We start from the raw sequence: 16,371 nt of genomic DNA on the forward strand, positions 1-16,371 counted from the left end.
CAACCACGTACGCCTGGAGAGGCGCTCATTACCCATGGGTTACCCACCTGCGGGCAGGGTCAGACAGTCCCTGGACAGCACTCGGGCCAGCGCTTCCACCACCTCCGGGGCGTACTCCCCGGCCGTCGCCAGCCGCAGTTCCTCAAGCGCGGTCAGCGGCCCGCCGGGCCCCGCGGACCGCGCCTTCTCCTCGTAGGCGTTCACCACCCGCACGATCCGGGCGGCGAGCGGCTGCTCCGCGCAGGCGTCGGCCTGCCGCTCCACCACCTCCGCCACCCGCCGGTCCACCCCGGTCTGCCGGACGACGGCCCCGCCCAGCAGCGCGATCCGCCGCTGTTCAGCGGCCGGCAGTGCGGCGGTGGCCCCGGCCGGCACCGGGTCGACCAGGCTCAGCTGCCCGATGTCGTGCATCAGGGCCGCGTACTCCAGCACGGTCAGCTCGCTCCCGGACAGCCCCAGGTCCCTGCCGACGGCCCGGCTGAGCGCGGCGACCCGGTGGGCGTGCCCGGCCGGGGTGTATCCGGCGATCTCGGTGGCGCGGGCGAGGGAGGCGATGGTCTGCCGGTAGGTGGCGCGCACGGCGGCGTACCGGCGGACGGAGACCTGGGTGAGCAGCAGCGGCACGCAGAACACGGGCAGCGCCCACAGTCCGGCGACGGCCACCGCGAGCGCGATCACGGCCCCGGTCGCGCACACCGCGGACCCCACTCCGGACATGGCCCGCAGCCCGTCCCGCAGCAGCGGCACGAACGGCCAGTCGGTACGGGCGTGCGCCAGCGCGGCGGCGAGCACGGCGTCGCACAGCGCGGTGAGGGAGAGCAGCGCGATCAGCAGCAGCGCGTAGGCGGCGCCGGTCCAGTCGTCGAACACGCCCCGGTTGTAGAGCGGTTGGAAGCAGGCGGCGGCGAAGGCGACGGTGAGCACCCGGCGCGCCAGATGGTCGTACATCGGGCCCCGGCCGCGCGCGATGTGCGGGACGCAGCCGAGCAGCGAGGCGGCGAGCACGACCGTGAGGACCTGGGCGACCCCGTGCCCGGTGGGCCGGCCCGCGTTCTCCCCGAGCAGCGCGTACGACAGTGCCCCGGCGGCTCCGAGCGGCGCCGCCTCCCTGACCCGGGCGGCCCCGGTCCACCGGCTGAGTTCGCCGAGCGTGATCAGCGCGCCGAAGGCGAGGGCGACCCCGCGTTCCGTCATCCCGGTCCAGAGGGTGACGGCGAGGGAGACGGCGGCGACGAGGGCGGCGCTGGTGTGGATGAGGGTGCGGGGCAGGGCGGCGGTCATCGGCGCGCCCCCTCCTTGCCGGGGAAGGGCGCGGCGGGCGGCCGGGGCGCCGGCATCTCGTCCGCGGTGACCGCCGGATGCCAGCCGTACCGGGTCAGGGCCTGCGTGAGGGCCGCCACCATGCGCGGGTCGAAGTGCGTCCCGGCGCACCGCTCCAGCTCGGCCAGCGCGGCTTCGACGGGCCGGGCGCGCGAGTAGGACCGGGTGGAGGTCATCGCGTCGAAGGCGTCGGCGACGGCGACCACCCGCGCGGACTCCGGGATCTGGGTGCCGACGAGCCCGTAGGGGTATCCGCTGCCGTCCAGCCGCTCGTGGTGGTGGAGTACCGCGGCCCGGGCCTCGCACAGGAAGGAGATGCCCCGCACGATCTCGTGCCCGTACTCGGGGTGCAGCTCGATGATCCGCCGCTCCTCGGGCGTCAGCGGCCCGTCCTTGCGCAGCAGCCGGGTGGGGACGCCGAGCTTGCCCACGTCGTGCAGGATCCCGGCGAACCGCAGCACCTCGACGCGGTCGTCGGCCATGCCCAGCTCGCGGGCGATCATCATCGAGGCCTGTCCGACGCGTTCGCTGTGGCCCCGGGTGTATCCGTCCTTGATGTCGACGGCCTGCACCAGGGCCCGGATGGTGGCCCGGTGGGCGGCCCGCTCCCGGTGGTACTGGGCGAACGCCCACCACGAGACGCACATCGGCAGCAGCACGAGCAGCGCGGCGGTCGGCCCGTAGGGGCTGCGCCACAGCACGGCCATCATCAGCCCGGCCAGCCCGTGCACCCCGAGCGGGGCGAGCGAGCGCGCGAACAGGCCCCGCCAGGCCCGGCGGGCGGGCACGTGCTCCGCGAGCACCAGGACACCGCCGTCGAGCAGGGCGAGCGCCGCGCAGAACGCCAGCACGCCGCCCGTGGCGGGCAGCAGCGCGTACGGGAAGTCGGCGGTCGCGACGGCCGCCCCGCCGCCCAGCGCCCGGAAGACCTGTGCCGAGGCCCAGACGGCGAGGACCAGCTCGGCGGCCCGCCAGATCCGGCGGAGCGCCGCGGGCCGCTGCTCGACCCGGGCCGACAGCGCCCCCGGCAGCGCGACGAGCGCGGCGGCGGGCGGCGCCAGCAGAAAGGCGCCGGCGAGGAGCACGGGGTAGCAGGTGCCGGAGAACCTCCGGCCGGCGATCTGCTCACCGCCCGCGTAGAGGGCGGCGAGCAGGGCCGTCGCCCACCAGGGCGGGCCTGCGGCGGACAGCGGCGCGAGGCAGCACAGCGCGCCCAGGGCGACACCGGCGACGTACACCCGGGCCTGTGCCGGAACCGCCTCCATGACGCCGCCCCTCCCCGCCCCCGTTCCTGCCTGTTTCGGGCTGGGAGCCTAGGGCGGCGAGGGGGAGGGTGCGGACCGATGGTCCGCCGATTAGCACGTTCGGGTGACGGCGGCCGGCCGCCGGGAGGAGGCTCAGGACTCCTGCGGTGTGGCCGTCACGTCGTGCTCGGGCACGGCCTGCCCGGAGCGGATCATGTCGATGCGCCCCATGACCTTGGCGCGCAGGTCGGTCGGCACCTCGTCATGCCCGCAGCACCGCTTGACCAGCTTCTTCACGGCCTGCTCCAGCCCGTACTTCTCCAGGCACGGGGAGCACTCCTCGAAGTGGTGCTGGAACTTGTCCCGGTCGACGGGCGGCATCTCGCTGTCGAGGAACTCGTACAGGTGGTCCAGGACCTCACTGCAGTCCGTCTCGTGCGGCTCTCCGCAGCTCATGAGCCCGAGCCTTTCGCTTCGTCCGACTTACCGGCGCCGGCCGGGACCAGCCCGCGCTCGCGGGCGTAGTCCTCGAGCATCCCGCGCAGCTGACGGCGGCCCCGGTGCAGCCGGGACATCACCGTACCGATGGGTGTCCCCATGATGTCCGCGATCTCCTTGTACGCAAAGCCCTCTACGTCGGCGAGATACACGGCGATGCGGAATTCCTCCGGGATGGCCTGGAGCGCTTCCTTCACGTCCGAGTCGGGCAGGTGGTCGAGCGCCTGCGACTCCGCGGAGCGCAGACCCGTCGACATGTGCGACTCGGCGCGGGCCAGCTGCCAGTCCTCGATCTCCTCGGCCGCGCTGCGCTGGGGTTCACGCTGCTTCTTGCGGTACGAGTTGATGAACGTGTTCGTGAGGATCCGGTACAGCCACGCCTTGAGGTTGGTGCCCTCGCGGAACTGGTGGAAGGACGCGTACGCCTTCGCGTACGTCTCCTGCACCAGGTCCTCGGCGTCGGCCGGGTTGCGCGTCATGCGCAGCGCGGCCGAGTACATCTGGTCGAGGAATTCGAGCGCGTCCCGCTCGAAGCGCGCGCTGCGCTCCGCGGTCGTCTCCGTGCTCGCGTCCGCGCTGATGCCCTGGCCCTCGGGCAGCTCCGCCTGGCCGTTGTCGGTCCCTGCGTCGGTACCGCTGACCGGACCCACCTCCTCAAAGTTCCGGACGGGACCGAAAAAGGTCCCACTGGAATCGGAGGATAGACGACCCGCGGCCGGGGACGCCTGTCGATCCGTTCCGCCCGCCGCGCGAAGCGGTGCCGTCTTGGCCGCGTGCAGCACCGTCCAGTCCAGGTCAGCACGGCTGCTGCGGCTCGGGCAAAAGGTCGAACCCATGCGGCGGACTTCCTCTCCTACGACGTCGGTGCTGGTCGTCAGCACTTCTGTCCGCTGCAACAGCGACCACCCGCCGGTCATTCCCGGCGCGTCACGCCAGTGAGCCGGTCCACTTCACGACCGCGTCGGTGACGACCGCCAGGGCCTCGTCCTGGTCCAGCGGCGCCCGCTTCGGCACCGCGAGGCCGTGATCGGCGTACGGCACCTCGACCAGTTCGAAGTCCCCGTCTGGGAACTCCGCCGGCTTCCCCCACGGATCGTTGCCGCCCTGCACGACCAGCGTGCGCGCCCCCGCCCCCAGCAGCTCCTCGGCGCGGGACTTCTCCGGCTTGCCCGGCGGGTGCAGCGGGAAGGCGAGCGCCAGCACCCCGGCCGCGCCCAGCTCCGTGGCGGTACGGCAGGCCACCCGGGCGCCCGCGCTGCGCCCGCCGGAGACCACCGGCAGCCCCGGCGCGCTCAGCGCGGGCCAGATGCCCCGCCAGCCGGTGTCCAGCGTCTTCGGCGCGGGTGCCATCTTCTTCCCGGCCACCCGCCACGGCTGCTCGACGAGGGCCACGGTCACGCCGTGCCCCGGCAGCACCGCCGCCAGCGCCCGCAGGTCGCGGGCGTCGACGCCGCCGCCCGCGCCGTGGCTGACGGCGAGCACGAGCCGGGCCTTCGCCACCCGGCGCCAGGTGATACGGGCGGTTCCGGCGTCGGTCTCGACGAGCTCGGTGATCTCGGTGGTCTCAGTCCTGGTCACATCAGAAGAGTGTGCCCTCCTCCGGCCCCTCCAGCTCCTTCAGCAGCTCCGGTCCGTTGTTGCGGACGTTGCTGACGGCCGTGGTCACCGGGTAGGCGCGCATCAGGCCGGGCGGCGGCGGGGCGAGCAGGGCGCGCAGATCCTCGGTCTCGGTGCGGGACGGGTCCAGCCAGGCGTCCCAGCGGTCCGGGGTCAGCATCAGCGGCATCCGGGGGTGGATGTCGGCGAGCACGTACGGGCCCTCGGCGGGCGCGACGGCGAGGGGGGCGGTCTCCGCCTCGGTGGTGATCACCGAGCAGGTGACCCACCAGGCCTGCGGGTGGTCGTCGGGCAGCGTGCGGTCCCGCCAGAACTCGTACAGCCCGGCCATCGCGAAGACCGAGCCGTCGGCGGGCAGCACGAAGTAGGGCTGCTTGCGGGGCCGCTTCCGCTTGCCCTCGGCCTCCAGCTCCCGCTCCTGCTTGCCGGTGACCCACTCGTAGTAGCCGTCGGCGGGCAGGATGCAGCGCCGGGTGGCGAAGGCGCGGCGGTAGGCGGGCTTCTCGTGGACGGTCTCCGCGCGGGCGTTGATCATCCGGGCGCCGCCCTCCGGGGTCTTCGCCCAGGACGGCACCAGGCCCCACTTGAGCTTGCGCAGCTGGCGAACCGGGCGCGGGTCGTCGGCGTCCTTCAGAGGACGGTCCAGGACCGCGTAGACCTCCTTGGTCGGCGCCACGTTGTAGTCGGGTGCCAGGGTCTCCTCCGGCTCCCACTTCTCGACCTCGAAGACGCCCGCGAGATCCTCGGGCCTACGACTCGCTGCAAACCGTCCGCACATACGTGCCACACTGCCAGACTCCGCACGACGAGAGGGAGCGCTCGAGCAATCATGGACAGCACCACCGCCACCTCCCTCTGGGACGAACTCGTCGGCACCCAGCCCGAGCCCGACCTGTGGGTGGTGATCGCCACCCTGGTCGCCGCCCTCGCCGTCGTCGTCCCCCAGGGCCCGTGGCGACTCGCCCGCAACGCGATCACCATCGCCCACGAGGGCGGCCACGGCCTGGTCGCCCTGCTCACCGGCCGCACCCTCACCGGCATCCGGCTGCACTCCGACACCAGCGGCCTCACCGTCAGCCGCGGCAAGCCGTACGGCCTGGGCATGATCCTCACGGCCGCCGCCGGCTACACCGCGCCGCCCCTGCTGGGCCTGGGCGGCGCGGCCCTGCTGGCCTCCGGCCGCATAACCCTGCTGCTGTGGCTGGCGACGGCCCTGCTGCTGGTGATGCTGGTGATGATCCGGAACGCGTACGGGGTCCTGACGGTGGTGCTGACGGGGGCCTTGTTCGTACTGGTGTCCTGGCTTACGGGGCCCCAGGTGCAGTCGGCGTTCGCGTTCGCGGTGGTGTGGTTCCTGCTGCTGGGGGGCGTGCGCCCGGCGTTCGAGCTGCAGTCGAAGCGGCGGCACGGCGGAGCGCCTGATTCCGACGCCGACCAGCTCGCGAGGCTGACGCACGCGCCGGCCGCGGTGTGGCTGTTCCTCTTCCACGCGGTGTCGCTGTGCTCGCTGATCGGCGGCGGGCGGTGGCTGCTGGCCCTGTGACGGCCGGCGGCGGGTGCGCGAGGCCGTATCGCCCGGGGCGCGACCAGCCACAACGGCGCCGCACTCGAGGAGCGGCCTCCTTATAAAGTGGCCCTATGGCCCACGATGCACACCCCGCCCTCTGGCCCGCCCCCCACGCGAGCGGAGCCGTCGACGCGACGGTCCACGTGCCGGGGTCCAAGTCGGTCACCAACCGCGCCCTCGTGCTCGCCGCGCTCGCCTCGGAACCGGGCTGGGTGCGCCGCCCGCTGCGCTCCCGCGACACCCTGCTGATGGCCGGTGCCCTGCGGGCGATGGGCGTGGGGATCGAGGAGACCGTGTCGTCCAGCTCGGTCGGCGCCGGGGCCGGTGACGTCACGGGCGAGGCCTGGCGGGTGTTCCCCACGGGACTGCGCGGCCCGGCCACGGTCGACGTCGGCAACGCCGGCACGGTGATGCGCTTCCTGCCGCCGGTCGCCGCGCTCGCCGACGGCCCGGTCCGTTTCGACGGCGACCCGAGGTCGTACGAGCGTCCCCTGCACGGCGTCATCGACGCGCTGCGCGTCCTGGGCGCCCGGATCGACGACGACGGGCGGGGCGCGCTGCCGCTGACCGTGCACGGCGGGGGCGCCCTGGACGGCGGCCGGGTCGAGATCGACGCATCCTCGTCCTCGCAGTTCGTGTCGGCGCTGCTGCTGTCGGGGCCGCGGTTCAACCAGGGTGTGGAGGTGCGGCACGTCGGTGCCGCGCTGCCCTCGCTGCCGCACATCCGGATGACGGTGGAGATGCTCCGCGCGGTCGGCGCCCAGGTGGACACGCCCGAGTCGGGCGGCGAACCGAACGTGTGGCGGGTCACGCCGGGTGCGCTGCTCGGCCGTGACCTGACCGTCGAGCCGGATCTGTCCAACGCCCAGCCGTTCCTCGCGGCGGCCCTGGTCACCGGCGGCAAGATCCTCGTCCCGGACTGGCCGGCCCGGACCACGCAGCCCGGTGACCGGCTGCGCGAGATCTTCACCGAGATGGGCGGTTCCTGCGAGCTGACGGAACAGGGTCTGCGGTTCACCGGTTCGGGGGCCGTCCATGGCATCGATGTCGACCTGAGCGAGGTCGGCGAGCTGACCCCGGGCATCGCGGCGGTCGCCGCGCTCGCCGACTCCCCGTCGACGCTGCGGGGCGTGGCGCATCTGCGGCTTCACGAGACGGACCGGCTGGCGGCCCTGACCAAGGAGATCAACGAACTCGGCGGCGATGTCACCGAGACCGCCGACGGCCTCCACATCCGCCCGCGCCCGCTGCACGGCGGCGTCTTCCACACGTACGAGGACCATCGCATGGCCACCGCCGGCGCGATCCTCGGCCTGGCGGTCGAGGGCGTGCAGATCGAGAACGTGGCGACGACGGCGAAGACCCTCCCGGACTTCCCCGAGCTGTGGACCGGGATGCTCGGGGCATAGGGACATCGCGATGCGCCGCTACGGCAAGCACACCGACGAGGACGACATCCGCAGCCGTCCCAACCGCAAGGGCAACCGGCCGCGTACGAACATCCGGCCCAAGCACGAGGACGCCGCCGAGGGCATGGTCCTCACCGTCGACCGGGGCAGGCTGACCTGCCTCGTCGAGGACCGGCCGGTGATCGCGATGAAGGCCCGTGAACTGGGCCGCAAGGCGGCCGTGGTCGGCGACCGGGTCGCCCTCGTCGGCGACATGTCCGGCAAGAAGGACACCCTCGCGAGGATCGTCCGCATCGAGGAGCGGTCCTCGGTGCTGCGCCGCACCGCCGACGACGACGACCCGTACGAGCGGGTGGTCGTCGCCAACGCCGACCAGCTCGCCATCGTCACCGCCCTAGCCGACCCGGAACCGCGCCCGCGGCTGATCGACCGGTGCCTGGTGGCGGCGTACGACGGTGGACTCACGCCGCTGCTGGTGATGACGAAGTCGGACCTCGCCCCGCCGGACAAGCTGCTGGAGCTGTACGGCGACCTGGACATCCCGTACGTGGTCACCAGCCGCGAGGAGCTGGAGAACGGCGGCGCGGCGGACCGGGTGCGCGACCACCTGCGGGGCAAGGTCACCGCGTTCGTCGGGCACTCCGGGGTCGGCAAGACGACCTTGGTCAACGCGCTGGTGGCGAAGGAGCGGCGACGGCTGACCGGCCATGTGAACGCGGTGACGGGCCGCGGCCGGCACACCACGACCTCGGCCCTGGCCCTCCCTCTGCCCGACGCGGACGGCTGGGTGGTCGACACTCCGGGCGTACGGTCGTTCGGCCTGCACCACGTCGACCCGTCCCGGGTGATCCACGCCTTCCCCGACCTGGAACCCGGCACCGAGGGGTGTCCGCGCGCGTGCAGTCACGACGAGCCGGACTGCGCGCTGGACGACTGGGTGGCCGAGGGGCACGCCGACCCGGCCCGCCTCTACTCGCTGCGCCGGCTGCTGGCCACCCGGGAGCGCCGGGAGGGCGACTGACCTCGACATTGTTTGCCTGGCAGCGGGTCCGGTAAGGGCATAATCGCACCGAGCCGGAAGCAAGCTCAGCCAAAGTCGGGCAATGCGGCCACAGTGCGCAACGGGGATACACGGGGTCGTACAGGAGGACAGCACATGGCGTGGCTGCTGGTCATCGTGGCCGGGTTGCTCGAAACCGGTTTCGCCGTCTGCCTCAAGCTCTCGCACGGCTTCACCCGCCTGTGGCCCACCATCGCCTTCGCCGCCTTCGCCCTCGGCAGCTTCGGCCTGCTGACCCTCGCCCTGCGGAAGCTGGACGTCGGCCCGGCGTACGCGGTGTGGACCGGCATCGGCGCGGCGGGCACCGCGATCTACGGCATGGTCTTCCTGGGCGACGTCGTGTCCACCCTGAAGATCGTCTCGATCAGCCTGGTGATCATCGGGGTGATCGGTCTCCAGCTGTCGGGCTCGACGCACTGAGCGTAAGTCAGACCGGCTGCCGGTACAGGACACCGCGCACCAGACCGGCGACGCCCCCCTCGCCCGGCGGGGCCGCCACACAGGACAGGGCCAGCCGGACCACCAGCTCGCAGCAGCGCGCCGCCTCGGCGGCCTCCGCCTTGTCCTCGCCGGGCCCGCAGACCACGGCGACCGCGCGGTCACGGACCAGGGCCACGAAGTCACCGGGCGACGGCAGCGGCCCGTCCGCCCGCCGCTGCGCCGGGACGGCCGAGGTGGACGGTACGGCGGTCAGCGCCAGGGCGGGCAGCCGCTCGCTCCAGCAGCCGGTGAGCAGGGCACGCGCGAGCGCGTTCTCCCGGGCGGCCTCGGCGATCCACTCGGCGGTGGCAGCCAGCCCCTCCCGGGGCTCGGGGTGGGCGGCGAGCGCCCGCTCCACCCCGGCGAGGAAGCCGTCGGCCTCCCGCCGCACCAGCGCCCGCGCGAGGCCGTCCTTGCTGCCGAACTCGTTGTACAGCGTCTGCCGGGACACCCCGGCCGCCGCGGCCACGTCCACCATCCGCACCGCCGACCACGGCCGGCGCGCCAGCGCCGTGTAAGCGGCGTCCAGCAGGGACTCCCGCGCTGCAGGCATCATCGCCTCCCTCGCCGGCAACCGGCTCTGCGCACAGATTTGACGCCCCCCAAACCACTGTCAAGGTCTCACGCAGGCACAAAGGGGTTCACCCGCCACCCGTTCCGACCGCGGCCCCCAGCACGCCCCACCAAGGCCACGCACGCCCCCTTGACCGAGCAGCACACACGGCCCCTCCCCCAGCAACGCCCACCGCCAGCCCTTGGAAAGCCACGCGTGCAGCCCTCACCCAGGCAACGCTGGCCACAGTCGCGGGCACGACCGAACCCCTCCAGGCCACGCGGGGCAGCCCTCGCGCAAGCAACGCCGTCACCGCTCCGCCCAGCCGCGGGCAGCACGGCCTCCCGCGACCCGCGCGGGCTGCCCTCCGCCCCCGAGCTGCGCGCACCACGTCTCTCTCGGCAACCCGCACCACCCCTCCCCCTCCCAGCAGCGCGCGCACCGCTTCCCCGAGCCGCGGAACCACCACCCCGCCCCGGCCTCGGCAGCACGCACCACCCCTCCACCCCCCAAGCGCGGTCGGACACGCTCGCCACAGCCGCGGGCATTCGCGCCCCCGGGCGACACGGGGCGGCGCGGGCGGCACCTCCTCGGCGCCGGGGCGCGCGCCCCACCCTCGCCCGCCCCCGCCGGTCACAGCACCCCGAGGGCCCATGTGGCCCCGTACCGCCAACGCCAGATACGGTTCCTCACATGCCGGACTACCTCGACGACCTCCGCCTCGCCCACGTCCTCGCGGACGCCGCAGACGCCGCCACCATGGACCGCTTCAAGGCTCTCGACCTCAAGGTGGAGACGAAGCCGGACATGACCCCGGTGAGCGAGGCGGACCGGGCCGCCGAGGAGCTCATCCGCGGCCAGCTCCAGCGCGCCCGCCCCCGCGACGCGATCCTCGGCGAGGAGTACGGCATCGAGGGCACCGGCCCCCGCCGCTGGGTCGTCGACCCGATCGACGGCACCAAGAACTACGTCCGCGGCGTCCCCGTCTGGGCCACTCTCATCTCCCTGATGGAAGCCGGCGAGGGCGGCTACCAGCCCGTCGTCGGCGTGGTCTCCGCCCCCGCGCTGGGCCGCCGCTGGTGGGCCGCGAAGGGCCACGGCGCGTTCACCGGCCGCAGCCTGACGAAGGCGACCCGCCTGCACGTCTCCCGCGTCGGCAAGCTCGCGGACGCCTCCTTCTCGTACTCCTCGCTCTCAGGCTGGGAGGAGCAGGGACGCCTCAACGGCTTCCTGGACCTCACCCGCGAGGTGTGGCGCACGCGCGCGTACGGCGACTTCTGGCCGTACATGATGGTGGCCGAGGGCTCCGTGGACATGTGCGCGGAACCCGAGCTGTCGCTGTGGGACATGGCGGCCAACGCGATCATCGTCACGGAGGCCGGCGGCACCTTCACCGGCCTCGACGGCCGCCCGGGCCCGCACAGCGGCAACGCGGCCGCGTCAAACGGCCTCCTGCACGACGAGCTCCTGGGCTACCTGAACCAGCGGTACTGAGCCAGCAGTCACAGGCGGGCGCGTCCGAGCTTCACGCGCCCCCTTGTTGACCCTCTCTTTGCCTGCCACTCTGAGAGTCCCCCCACTTGTGCATTTGTGAATCCCTGAACAATCCCCGCCCGGGGCTTCATCAGGGGTTCCCTTAGGAGGTGGCTCCCGCCCATGCTCGTCCGCGACGCCATGAGCACCGTGGTCCTCACCATCGGCCCCACCCACACCCTCCGCCAGGCCGCAGCCCTGATGTCCGCCCGCCGGGTGGGCGCGGCCGTGGTCCACGACCCGGACGCCGGCGGCATCGGCATCCTCACCGAACGCGACATCCTCAACTCCGTGGGCCTCGGCCAGAACCTGGACACGGAGTGCGCCCACGCCCACACCACCACCGACGTCGTCTTCGCCGCACCGGCCTGGACCCTGGAGGAGGCGGCCCGCGCCATGGCGCACGGCGGCTTCCGCCATCTCGTCGTCCTGGACCGCGACGAGCCGGTCGGCATCGTCTCGGTCCGCGACATCATCCGCTGCTGGGCCCCGGCCCGGCGGCAGACATCCGCCGCACCCGCCGTACCCGCCTGACCCACCCGATCCGCCCGATCCCGCACAGACCAGCGGGCCGAGCCCCCGAAGGGACCCGGCCCGCTGTCCACGGCAAGCGATCCAGCGCTGGTCGGGTTGTTCAGCCGCGCAGGGCCTGGACCGCGGCCTCCAGCCGCTTGCCGAAGTCGGCGTCCGCGTTGCGGAAGTTGCCGATCGCGCGCTCGATGATCTCCTCGCGCGAGACCTTGGCGATGAAGCCCGCCAGGTTGCCGATGAGCCGCTCCTGCTCGTCCGCGCTCATCAGGCGGTAGAGGTTGCCCGCCTGGACGAAGTCGTCGTCCTCGGCGTGCCGCGGCGTCGGGTGGTTGCCGGTGCCGCCGGCGAACCCGTCGAACGGCTGCCACAGCGGACGGCCGGTCTGGGCCGGGCCGCCGAAGCTGTTCGGCTCGTAGTTCTTCGCGGCGCCGTGCCGGCCGTCGTACAGGAAGCCGTCCCGCGAGTTGGTGTTCGCGACGGTGGCGTGCGGACGGTTCACCGGCAGGTGGTCGGCGTTGATGCCGACGCGGTAGCGGTGCGCGTCGCCGTAGGCGAACAGCCGGCCCTGGAGCATCTTGTCCGGCGAGGGGCCGATGCCGGGCACGAAGTGCGCGGGCGAGAAGATCGACTGCTCGACCTCGGCGAAGACGTTCTGCGGGTTGCGGTTGAGCTCCAGCTTGCCGATCTCGATGACCGGGTAGTCCGCGTGCGGCCACACCTTGGTCAGGTCGAACGGGTTGAAGCGGTAGGTCGCCGCGTCGGCCGCCGGCATGATCTGCACGCCCACGGTCCAGCTCGGGAACTCCCCGCGCTCGATGGCCTCGCGCAGGTCGCGCTGGTGGGAGTCGGGGTCCTCACCGGCGAGCTTGTTGGCCTCTTCCTGGGTGAGGTTCCTGATGCCCTGGTCTGTCTTGAAGTGGTACTTGACCCAGAAGACCTCGCCGGCCTCGTTGTTCCACTGGTAGGTGTGCGAGCCGAAGCCGTCCATGTGGCGGTACGAGGCGGGGATGCCGCGGTCGCCGAACAGCCAGGTCACCTGGTGGGTGGACTCGGGCGAGAGGCTCCAGAAGTCCCAGACGTTGTCCGCCTCGGTCGAGCCGGTGTACGGGTCGCGCTTCTGGGTGTGGATGAAGTCCGGGAACTTGATCGCGTCGCGGATGAAGAACACCGGGGTGTTGTTGCCGACGAGGTCGTAGTTGCCCTCTTCGGTGTAGAACTTCAGCGCGAAACCGCGCGGGTCGCGCACGGCGTCCGCGGCGCCGAGGTTGCCGGCCACGGTGGAGAACCGCAGGAAGGTCTCGGTCTGCTTGCCGACCTCGGAGAGGAACTTGGCACGCGTGTACTTCGTGACGTCGGCGGTCACCGTGAAGGTGCCGTAGGCACCGGCACCGCGCGCGTGCACGACACGCTCCGGGATGCGCTCACGGTTGAAGTGGGCCAGCTTCTCGAGCAGCAGCTGGTCCTGGACGAGCACCGGGCCGCCGACGCCCGCGGTCTCGCTGTTCTGGTTGTCGGCGACCGGTGCACCGGCCTCCGTGGTGAGCGGTCCCTGAGTCACGTCCGCGCCCTTCATCAGTCTTATCTGTCCCTTGGCTAACGCCGATCTCGATCCTACAATAGACAATGTCTAAGTCAAGTAAGCCTCCAACTTCGGTGGGGCTCCAACTTCACACCCATTCGGGACCTAGGTCCCTTGCTGTTAGGCTGGTCTCCATGAGCGACCTTCTTGATCGACTGCGCGGACGCGGATGGCGGATGACCGCGCAGCGCCGTGTTGTGGCCGAGGTCCTCGACGGCGAGCACGTACACCTCACGGCCGACGAGGTCCATGCCCGAGCCGTCGCCAAGCTGCCCGAGATCTCCCGGGCGACCGTCTACAACACCCTCGGCGAGCTGGTGTCCCTCGGCGAGGTCATCGAGGTCTCCACCGACAAGCGCGCCAAGCGGTACGACCCCAACGCGCACCGGCCGCACCATCACCTGGTCTGCGCCCAGTGCGGCTCGATCCGCGACGTCCACCCCACCGGCAACCCGCTGGCCGACCTCCCCGACTCGGAGCGCTTCGGCTTCACGGTGTCGGACGTCGAGGTGACGTACCGCGGCGTCTGCCCGAGCTGCGCGGCGGCGTAGCACACGGCGCACACAGAACGACCGAAGGCCCTGGCGTATGCGTACGCCAGGGCCTTCCTCGTTTTTTCCGCGATCGCCCCATGGGGTCGCTCAACGCACCGAGGGCCGGAACCCTTTCGGATTCCGGCCCTCGGCCTTCAGTAGCGGGGACAGGATTTGAACCTGCGACCTCTGGGTTATGAGCCCAGCGAGCTACCGAGCTGCTCCACCCCGCGTCGGTGAACTCAACATTACGTCAACCCTGCCACCAGAAGCAAATCTCTTCCCGGTGCCCCCTCAGGCCGACAGTTCCTCCAGCAGCGCGTCCCGCAGCCGGGCCGCCCGCTCGGCCACCTCCCCGGGCCCCAGCGTCACGGCGAGGTCGGCCCACCGCTGCCCCTCCAGCAGCTCACCGCGACGCGCGTAGACGAGGGCGAGCCGCAGCGCCGCCCGTCCATGCCCGTCGTCGGCGGCCCGCTTCCACCACACGACCGCTTCCGGCTCACTGCCCTCGCGGGCGAGCAGCAGCCCCAGGTTGAACGCCCCGTTCCGCGACCCCGCCTCGGCCGCCTCCCGGTACCAGCGGGCCGCCTCGACGACATCGCCCCGCGCCGCGGCCAGCATCCCGACCCGGACCTGCGCCCGCCGGTGCCCCTGGGACGCGGCCCGCTCGTACCACTCCTCGCACTCGGTCCGGCGGTGCACCGGCTCCCCCAGCTCGGGGCCCGCCCCGGCGGGCTGCCGTGCGTCGAGCACGGTCGCCAGCCGGTACGCGGCCTCCGCGCTGCCGCCGCCGGCCGCGCACCGCAGATGCCGCTCGGCCTCCTGCTCGTCCCCGTCCCGCAGCCGCGCCATCCCGACCTGGAGCGCCGCCTCGGTGTGCCCGGCGGCGGCTGCCCGCTCGTACCACCGCAGGGCGGCGGCGTCCTCGCCCCGCCCGGCGTAGAGGATGCCCAGGTTGAACGCCGCGTCCACGCTGCCGGCCTCGGCGGCCTTGGAGAACCACGGCTCCGCCCCGGTCTCGTCCCCGCCCTGGAGCAGCAGGATCGCCAGCGCGTTCGCGGCCTCCCGGTGCCCGGCGTACGCCGCCCGCCGGTACCACTGCTCGGCCTGCGTGGTCCGGCCCTGCTCGGCGCAGAGCAGCCCCAGGTTGTACGCGCCGTTCACGTCGCCCGCGTCCATCGCCGCCCGGTACCAGCGCTCGGCGGTCTGCGTCTGCCCGCGCTCGGCGTGCAGCGCGCCCAGCGCGTTGGCCGCGTTACCGTCGCCCTCCTGGGCGGCCCGCAGCCACCACACGGCGGCGCTCTCCTCGTCGCCGGCGTCACGCAGCAGGAACCCGAGCGCACACGCAGCCCGCGCTTCGCCGTCCTTGGCGGACGTCAGGTACCAGCGCCCGGCCTCCTTCAGGTCGCCGCGCCGCTCCAGGATCGCCCCGAGGTGCAGCGCGGCCCGCCGGTGTCCGCGCGCGGCGGCCTGCCGGTACCACTGCTCGGCCTCCTCCGCCGCCCCGGCCGCGACTTCGACCCCGGCACCGCCGGGCCCGCCGGCGCCGGACCCGACACCGTTGTCACCCTCGGTGTCCCCCGAGGCGGAGGCGCGCCGGTCGAGCGCCCGCGCCAGCCGGTACGCCCCCTCGCGGTGCCCCCGCTCGGCGGCGGCCCGCATCCACTTCTCGGCCTCGGTGTCGCCGCGGTGCTCCAGCAGGTCGGCGAGCGCGTACGCGCCCAGCGCGTGCCCCTGCTCGGCGGACTGGCGCAGCCAGTACTCGGCGGCGGGCTCGTCCCCGCGCTCCCGGTGGTGCCGCCCGAGCGCGTGCGCGGCGGCGGCGGACCCGGCGACGGCGGCGATCCGCCACCACCCGGCGGCCTCCTCGGGGTAGCCCCGCTGATGGAGCAGGACCCCGAGGTTGTTCGCGGCGGCACGGTCCCCGGCCGCGGTGGCGGCACGCAGCTGGGGTTCCGCTCCGTCGAGATCACCGCGGCGCAGCAGCATGGCCCCGAGAACGCTCATCGCCTCGACGTCGCCGGCCTCCGCGGCGAGCCGCTGCCGCGCCTCCTCGGCGGCCTCGGCGGCCTCGTCACGGGTTTCCTCCTGGCCACTCGGCTGCACAAATCGCCCTGTCTCGAACAGAGTTGCCATGTCCCCCATAACGTCCATCGTCGCACCACCCGCAACCCGGGTACACCTGGTATACCGCAGCCAGTGAGGTCACTTCAGCGTTTTGTCGACATGCCCACAGAGAGACAAGTCAAACACACTTCTCCCAACTCCCCACGGCGGCGCGGCGGTCGAGAACACCGGCACATGAGTTCGCACATCACGAAGGCCCGGATCCTTGAGGATCCGGGCCTTCGGTTTTCAGTAGCGGGGACAGGATTTGAACCTGCGACCTCTGGGTTATGAGCCCAGCGAGCTACCGAGCTGCTCCACCCCGCGCCGTTGTTCATCAA

Annotated in this window: 16 protein-coding genes and 2 tRNA genes; 7 read left to right on the top strand and 11 right to left on the bottom strand. The window is 72.7% G+C overall.

Annotation, left to right across the window (positions count from 1 at the left end):
• Nucleotides 1–39 precede the first annotated feature (39 nt).
• The 6 genes from ACSU6L_RS12645 to ACSU6L_RS12670 all read right to left on the bottom strand — a co-directional run bounded on the left by ACSU6L_RS12645 (nucleotide 40) and on the right by ACSU6L_RS12670 (nucleotide 5,457).
• Complete coding sequence (locus ACSU6L_RS12645) at nucleotides 40–1,281, bottom strand: HD-GYP domain-containing protein (protein WP_437056419.1); 1,242 nt, start codon at nucleotides 1,279–1,281, stop codon at nucleotides 40–42.
• Nucleotides 1,278–2,585, bottom strand: a complete 1,308-nt coding sequence (locus ACSU6L_RS12650; protein ID WP_437056421.1) for an HD-GYP domain-containing protein — start codon at nucleotides 2,583–2,585, stop codon at nucleotides 1,278–1,280. The genes ACSU6L_RS12645 and ACSU6L_RS12650 overlap by 4 nt, the downstream gene beginning before the upstream one ends.
• Before the next feature lie 132 nt (nucleotides 2,586–2,717).
• The gene (gene rsrA / locus ACSU6L_RS12655; RefSeq protein WP_073940829.1) at nucleotides 2,718–3,020 is read right to left on the bottom strand and encodes a mycothiol system anti-sigma-R factor; all 303 of its coding nucleotides are present in this window, start codon (nucleotides 3,018–3,020) and stop codon (nucleotides 2,718–2,720) included.
• Nucleotides 3,017–3,712 (bottom strand): sigma-70 family RNA polymerase sigma factor, encoded by a 696-nt coding sequence (locus ACSU6L_RS12660; protein WP_198948493.1) that lies wholly within the window; start codon nucleotides 3,710–3,712, stop codon nucleotides 3,017–3,019. Before ACSU6L_RS12660 ends, rsrA begins: the two co-directional genes overlap by 4 nt.
• Before the next feature lie 277 nt (nucleotides 3,713–3,989).
• The gene (locus ACSU6L_RS12665) at nucleotides 3,990–4,640 is read right to left on the bottom strand and encodes an alpha/beta hydrolase family protein (protein WP_437056424.1); all 651 of its coding nucleotides are present in this window, start codon (nucleotides 4,638–4,640) and stop codon (nucleotides 3,990–3,992) included.
• Nucleotide 4,641: 1 nt separating this feature from the next.
• Nucleotides 4,642–5,457 (bottom strand): SOS response-associated peptidase, encoded by an 816-nt coding sequence (locus ACSU6L_RS12670; protein ID WP_437056426.1) that lies wholly within the window; start codon nucleotides 5,455–5,457, stop codon nucleotides 4,642–4,644.
• Between the two features lie 51 nt (nucleotides 5,458–5,508).
• Here ACSU6L_RS12670 and ACSU6L_RS12675 point away from each other — a divergent pair, with 51 nt between their 5' ends.
• The 4 genes from ACSU6L_RS12675 (at nucleotide 5,509) to ACSU6L_RS12690 (ending at nucleotide 9,135) form a co-directional block, all read left to right on the top strand.
• Entirely contained in the window at nucleotides 5,509–6,222 is a 714-nt protein-coding gene (locus ACSU6L_RS12675; protein ID WP_437056428.1) for a M50 family metallopeptidase, read from the top strand.
• A 95-nt stretch (nucleotides 6,223–6,317) separates the two neighbouring features.
• Nucleotides 6,318–7,655 carry a 3-phosphoshikimate 1-carboxyvinyltransferase gene (aroA, locus tag ACSU6L_RS12680; RefSeq protein ID WP_437056430.1) on the top strand — a complete coding sequence of 446 codons (1,338 nt, stop codon included), beginning with the start codon at nucleotides 6,318–6,320 and terminating at the stop codon, nucleotides 7,653–7,655.
• 10 nt (nucleotides 7,656–7,665) lie between these two features.
• Complete coding sequence (gene rsgA, locus ACSU6L_RS12685; protein ID WP_437056432.1) at nucleotides 7,666–8,676, top strand: ribosome small subunit-dependent GTPase A; 1,011 nt, start codon at nucleotides 7,666–7,668, stop codon at nucleotides 8,674–8,676.
• 135 nt (nucleotides 8,677–8,811) lie between these two features.
• Entirely contained in the window at nucleotides 8,812–9,135 is a 324-nt protein-coding gene (locus tag ACSU6L_RS12690) for a DMT family transporter (RefSeq protein ID WP_073940824.1), read from the top strand.
• Between the two features lie 7 nt (nucleotides 9,136–9,142).
• Here the strand turns inward: ACSU6L_RS12690 and ACSU6L_RS12695 are convergent, their stop codons facing one another.
• On the bottom strand, nucleotides 9,143–9,751 hold the full coding sequence (locus ACSU6L_RS12695) for a TetR/AcrR family transcriptional regulator (RefSeq protein ID WP_437056434.1): 609 nt from the start codon (nucleotides 9,749–9,751) through the stop codon (nucleotides 9,143–9,145).
• Between the two features lie 690 nt (nucleotides 9,752–10,441).
• Between ACSU6L_RS12695 and hisN the strand changes: the two genes are divergently transcribed.
• Both hisN and ACSU6L_RS12705 read left to right on the top strand, forming a co-directional pair.
• A complete protein-coding gene (gene hisN, locus ACSU6L_RS12700; RefSeq protein WP_437056436.1) occupies nucleotides 10,442–11,242 on the top strand; it encodes a histidinol-phosphatase in 801 nt (266 codons plus the stop codon).
• A 162-nt stretch (nucleotides 11,243–11,404) separates the two neighbouring features.
• On the top strand, nucleotides 11,405–11,815 hold the full coding sequence (locus ACSU6L_RS12705) for a CBS domain-containing protein (RefSeq protein WP_437056438.1): 411 nt from the start codon (nucleotides 11,405–11,407) through the stop codon (nucleotides 11,813–11,815).
• 100 nt (nucleotides 11,816–11,915) lie between these two features.
• Here ACSU6L_RS12705 and ACSU6L_RS12710 read toward each other — a convergent pair whose 3' ends face one another.
• Nucleotides 11,916–13,370 carry a catalase gene (locus ACSU6L_RS12710; RefSeq protein WP_437056440.1) on the bottom strand — a complete coding sequence of 485 codons (1,455 nt, stop codon included), beginning with the start codon at nucleotides 13,368–13,370 and terminating at the stop codon, nucleotides 11,916–11,918.
• Between the two features lie 155 nt (nucleotides 13,371–13,525).
• Here ACSU6L_RS12710 and ACSU6L_RS12715 point away from each other — a divergent pair, with 155 nt between their 5' ends.
• A complete protein-coding gene (locus ACSU6L_RS12715) occupies nucleotides 13,526–13,942 on the top strand; it encodes a Fur family transcriptional regulator (protein ID WP_437056442.1) in 417 nt (138 codons plus the stop codon).
• 141 nt (nucleotides 13,943–14,083) lie between these two features.
• Here the strand turns inward: ACSU6L_RS12715 and ACSU6L_RS12720 are convergent.
• The 3 genes from ACSU6L_RS12720 to ACSU6L_RS12730 all read right to left on the bottom strand — a co-directional run bounded on the left by ACSU6L_RS12720 (nucleotide 14,084) and on the right by ACSU6L_RS12730 (nucleotide 16,357).
• A tRNA-Met gene (locus ACSU6L_RS12720) sits at nucleotides 14,084–14,157 on the bottom strand.
• 61 nt (nucleotides 14,158–14,218) lie between these two features.
• The gene (locus ACSU6L_RS12725; RefSeq protein WP_437056444.1) at nucleotides 14,219–16,078 is read right to left on the bottom strand and encodes a sel1 repeat family protein; all 1,860 of its coding nucleotides are present in this window, start codon (nucleotides 16,076–16,078) and stop codon (nucleotides 14,219–14,221) included.
• 205 nt (nucleotides 16,079–16,283) lie between these two features.
• Nucleotides 16,284–16,357: transfer RNA gene (locus ACSU6L_RS12730), tRNA-Met, on the bottom strand.
• Nucleotides 16,358–16,371 lie beyond the last annotated feature (14 nt).

The sequence above is a fragment of the Streptomyces sp. enrichment culture genome (assembly GCF_964272855.1).
Taxonomy (GTDB): domain Bacteria; phylum Actinomycetota; class Actinomycetes; order Streptomycetales; family Streptomycetaceae; genus Streptomyces.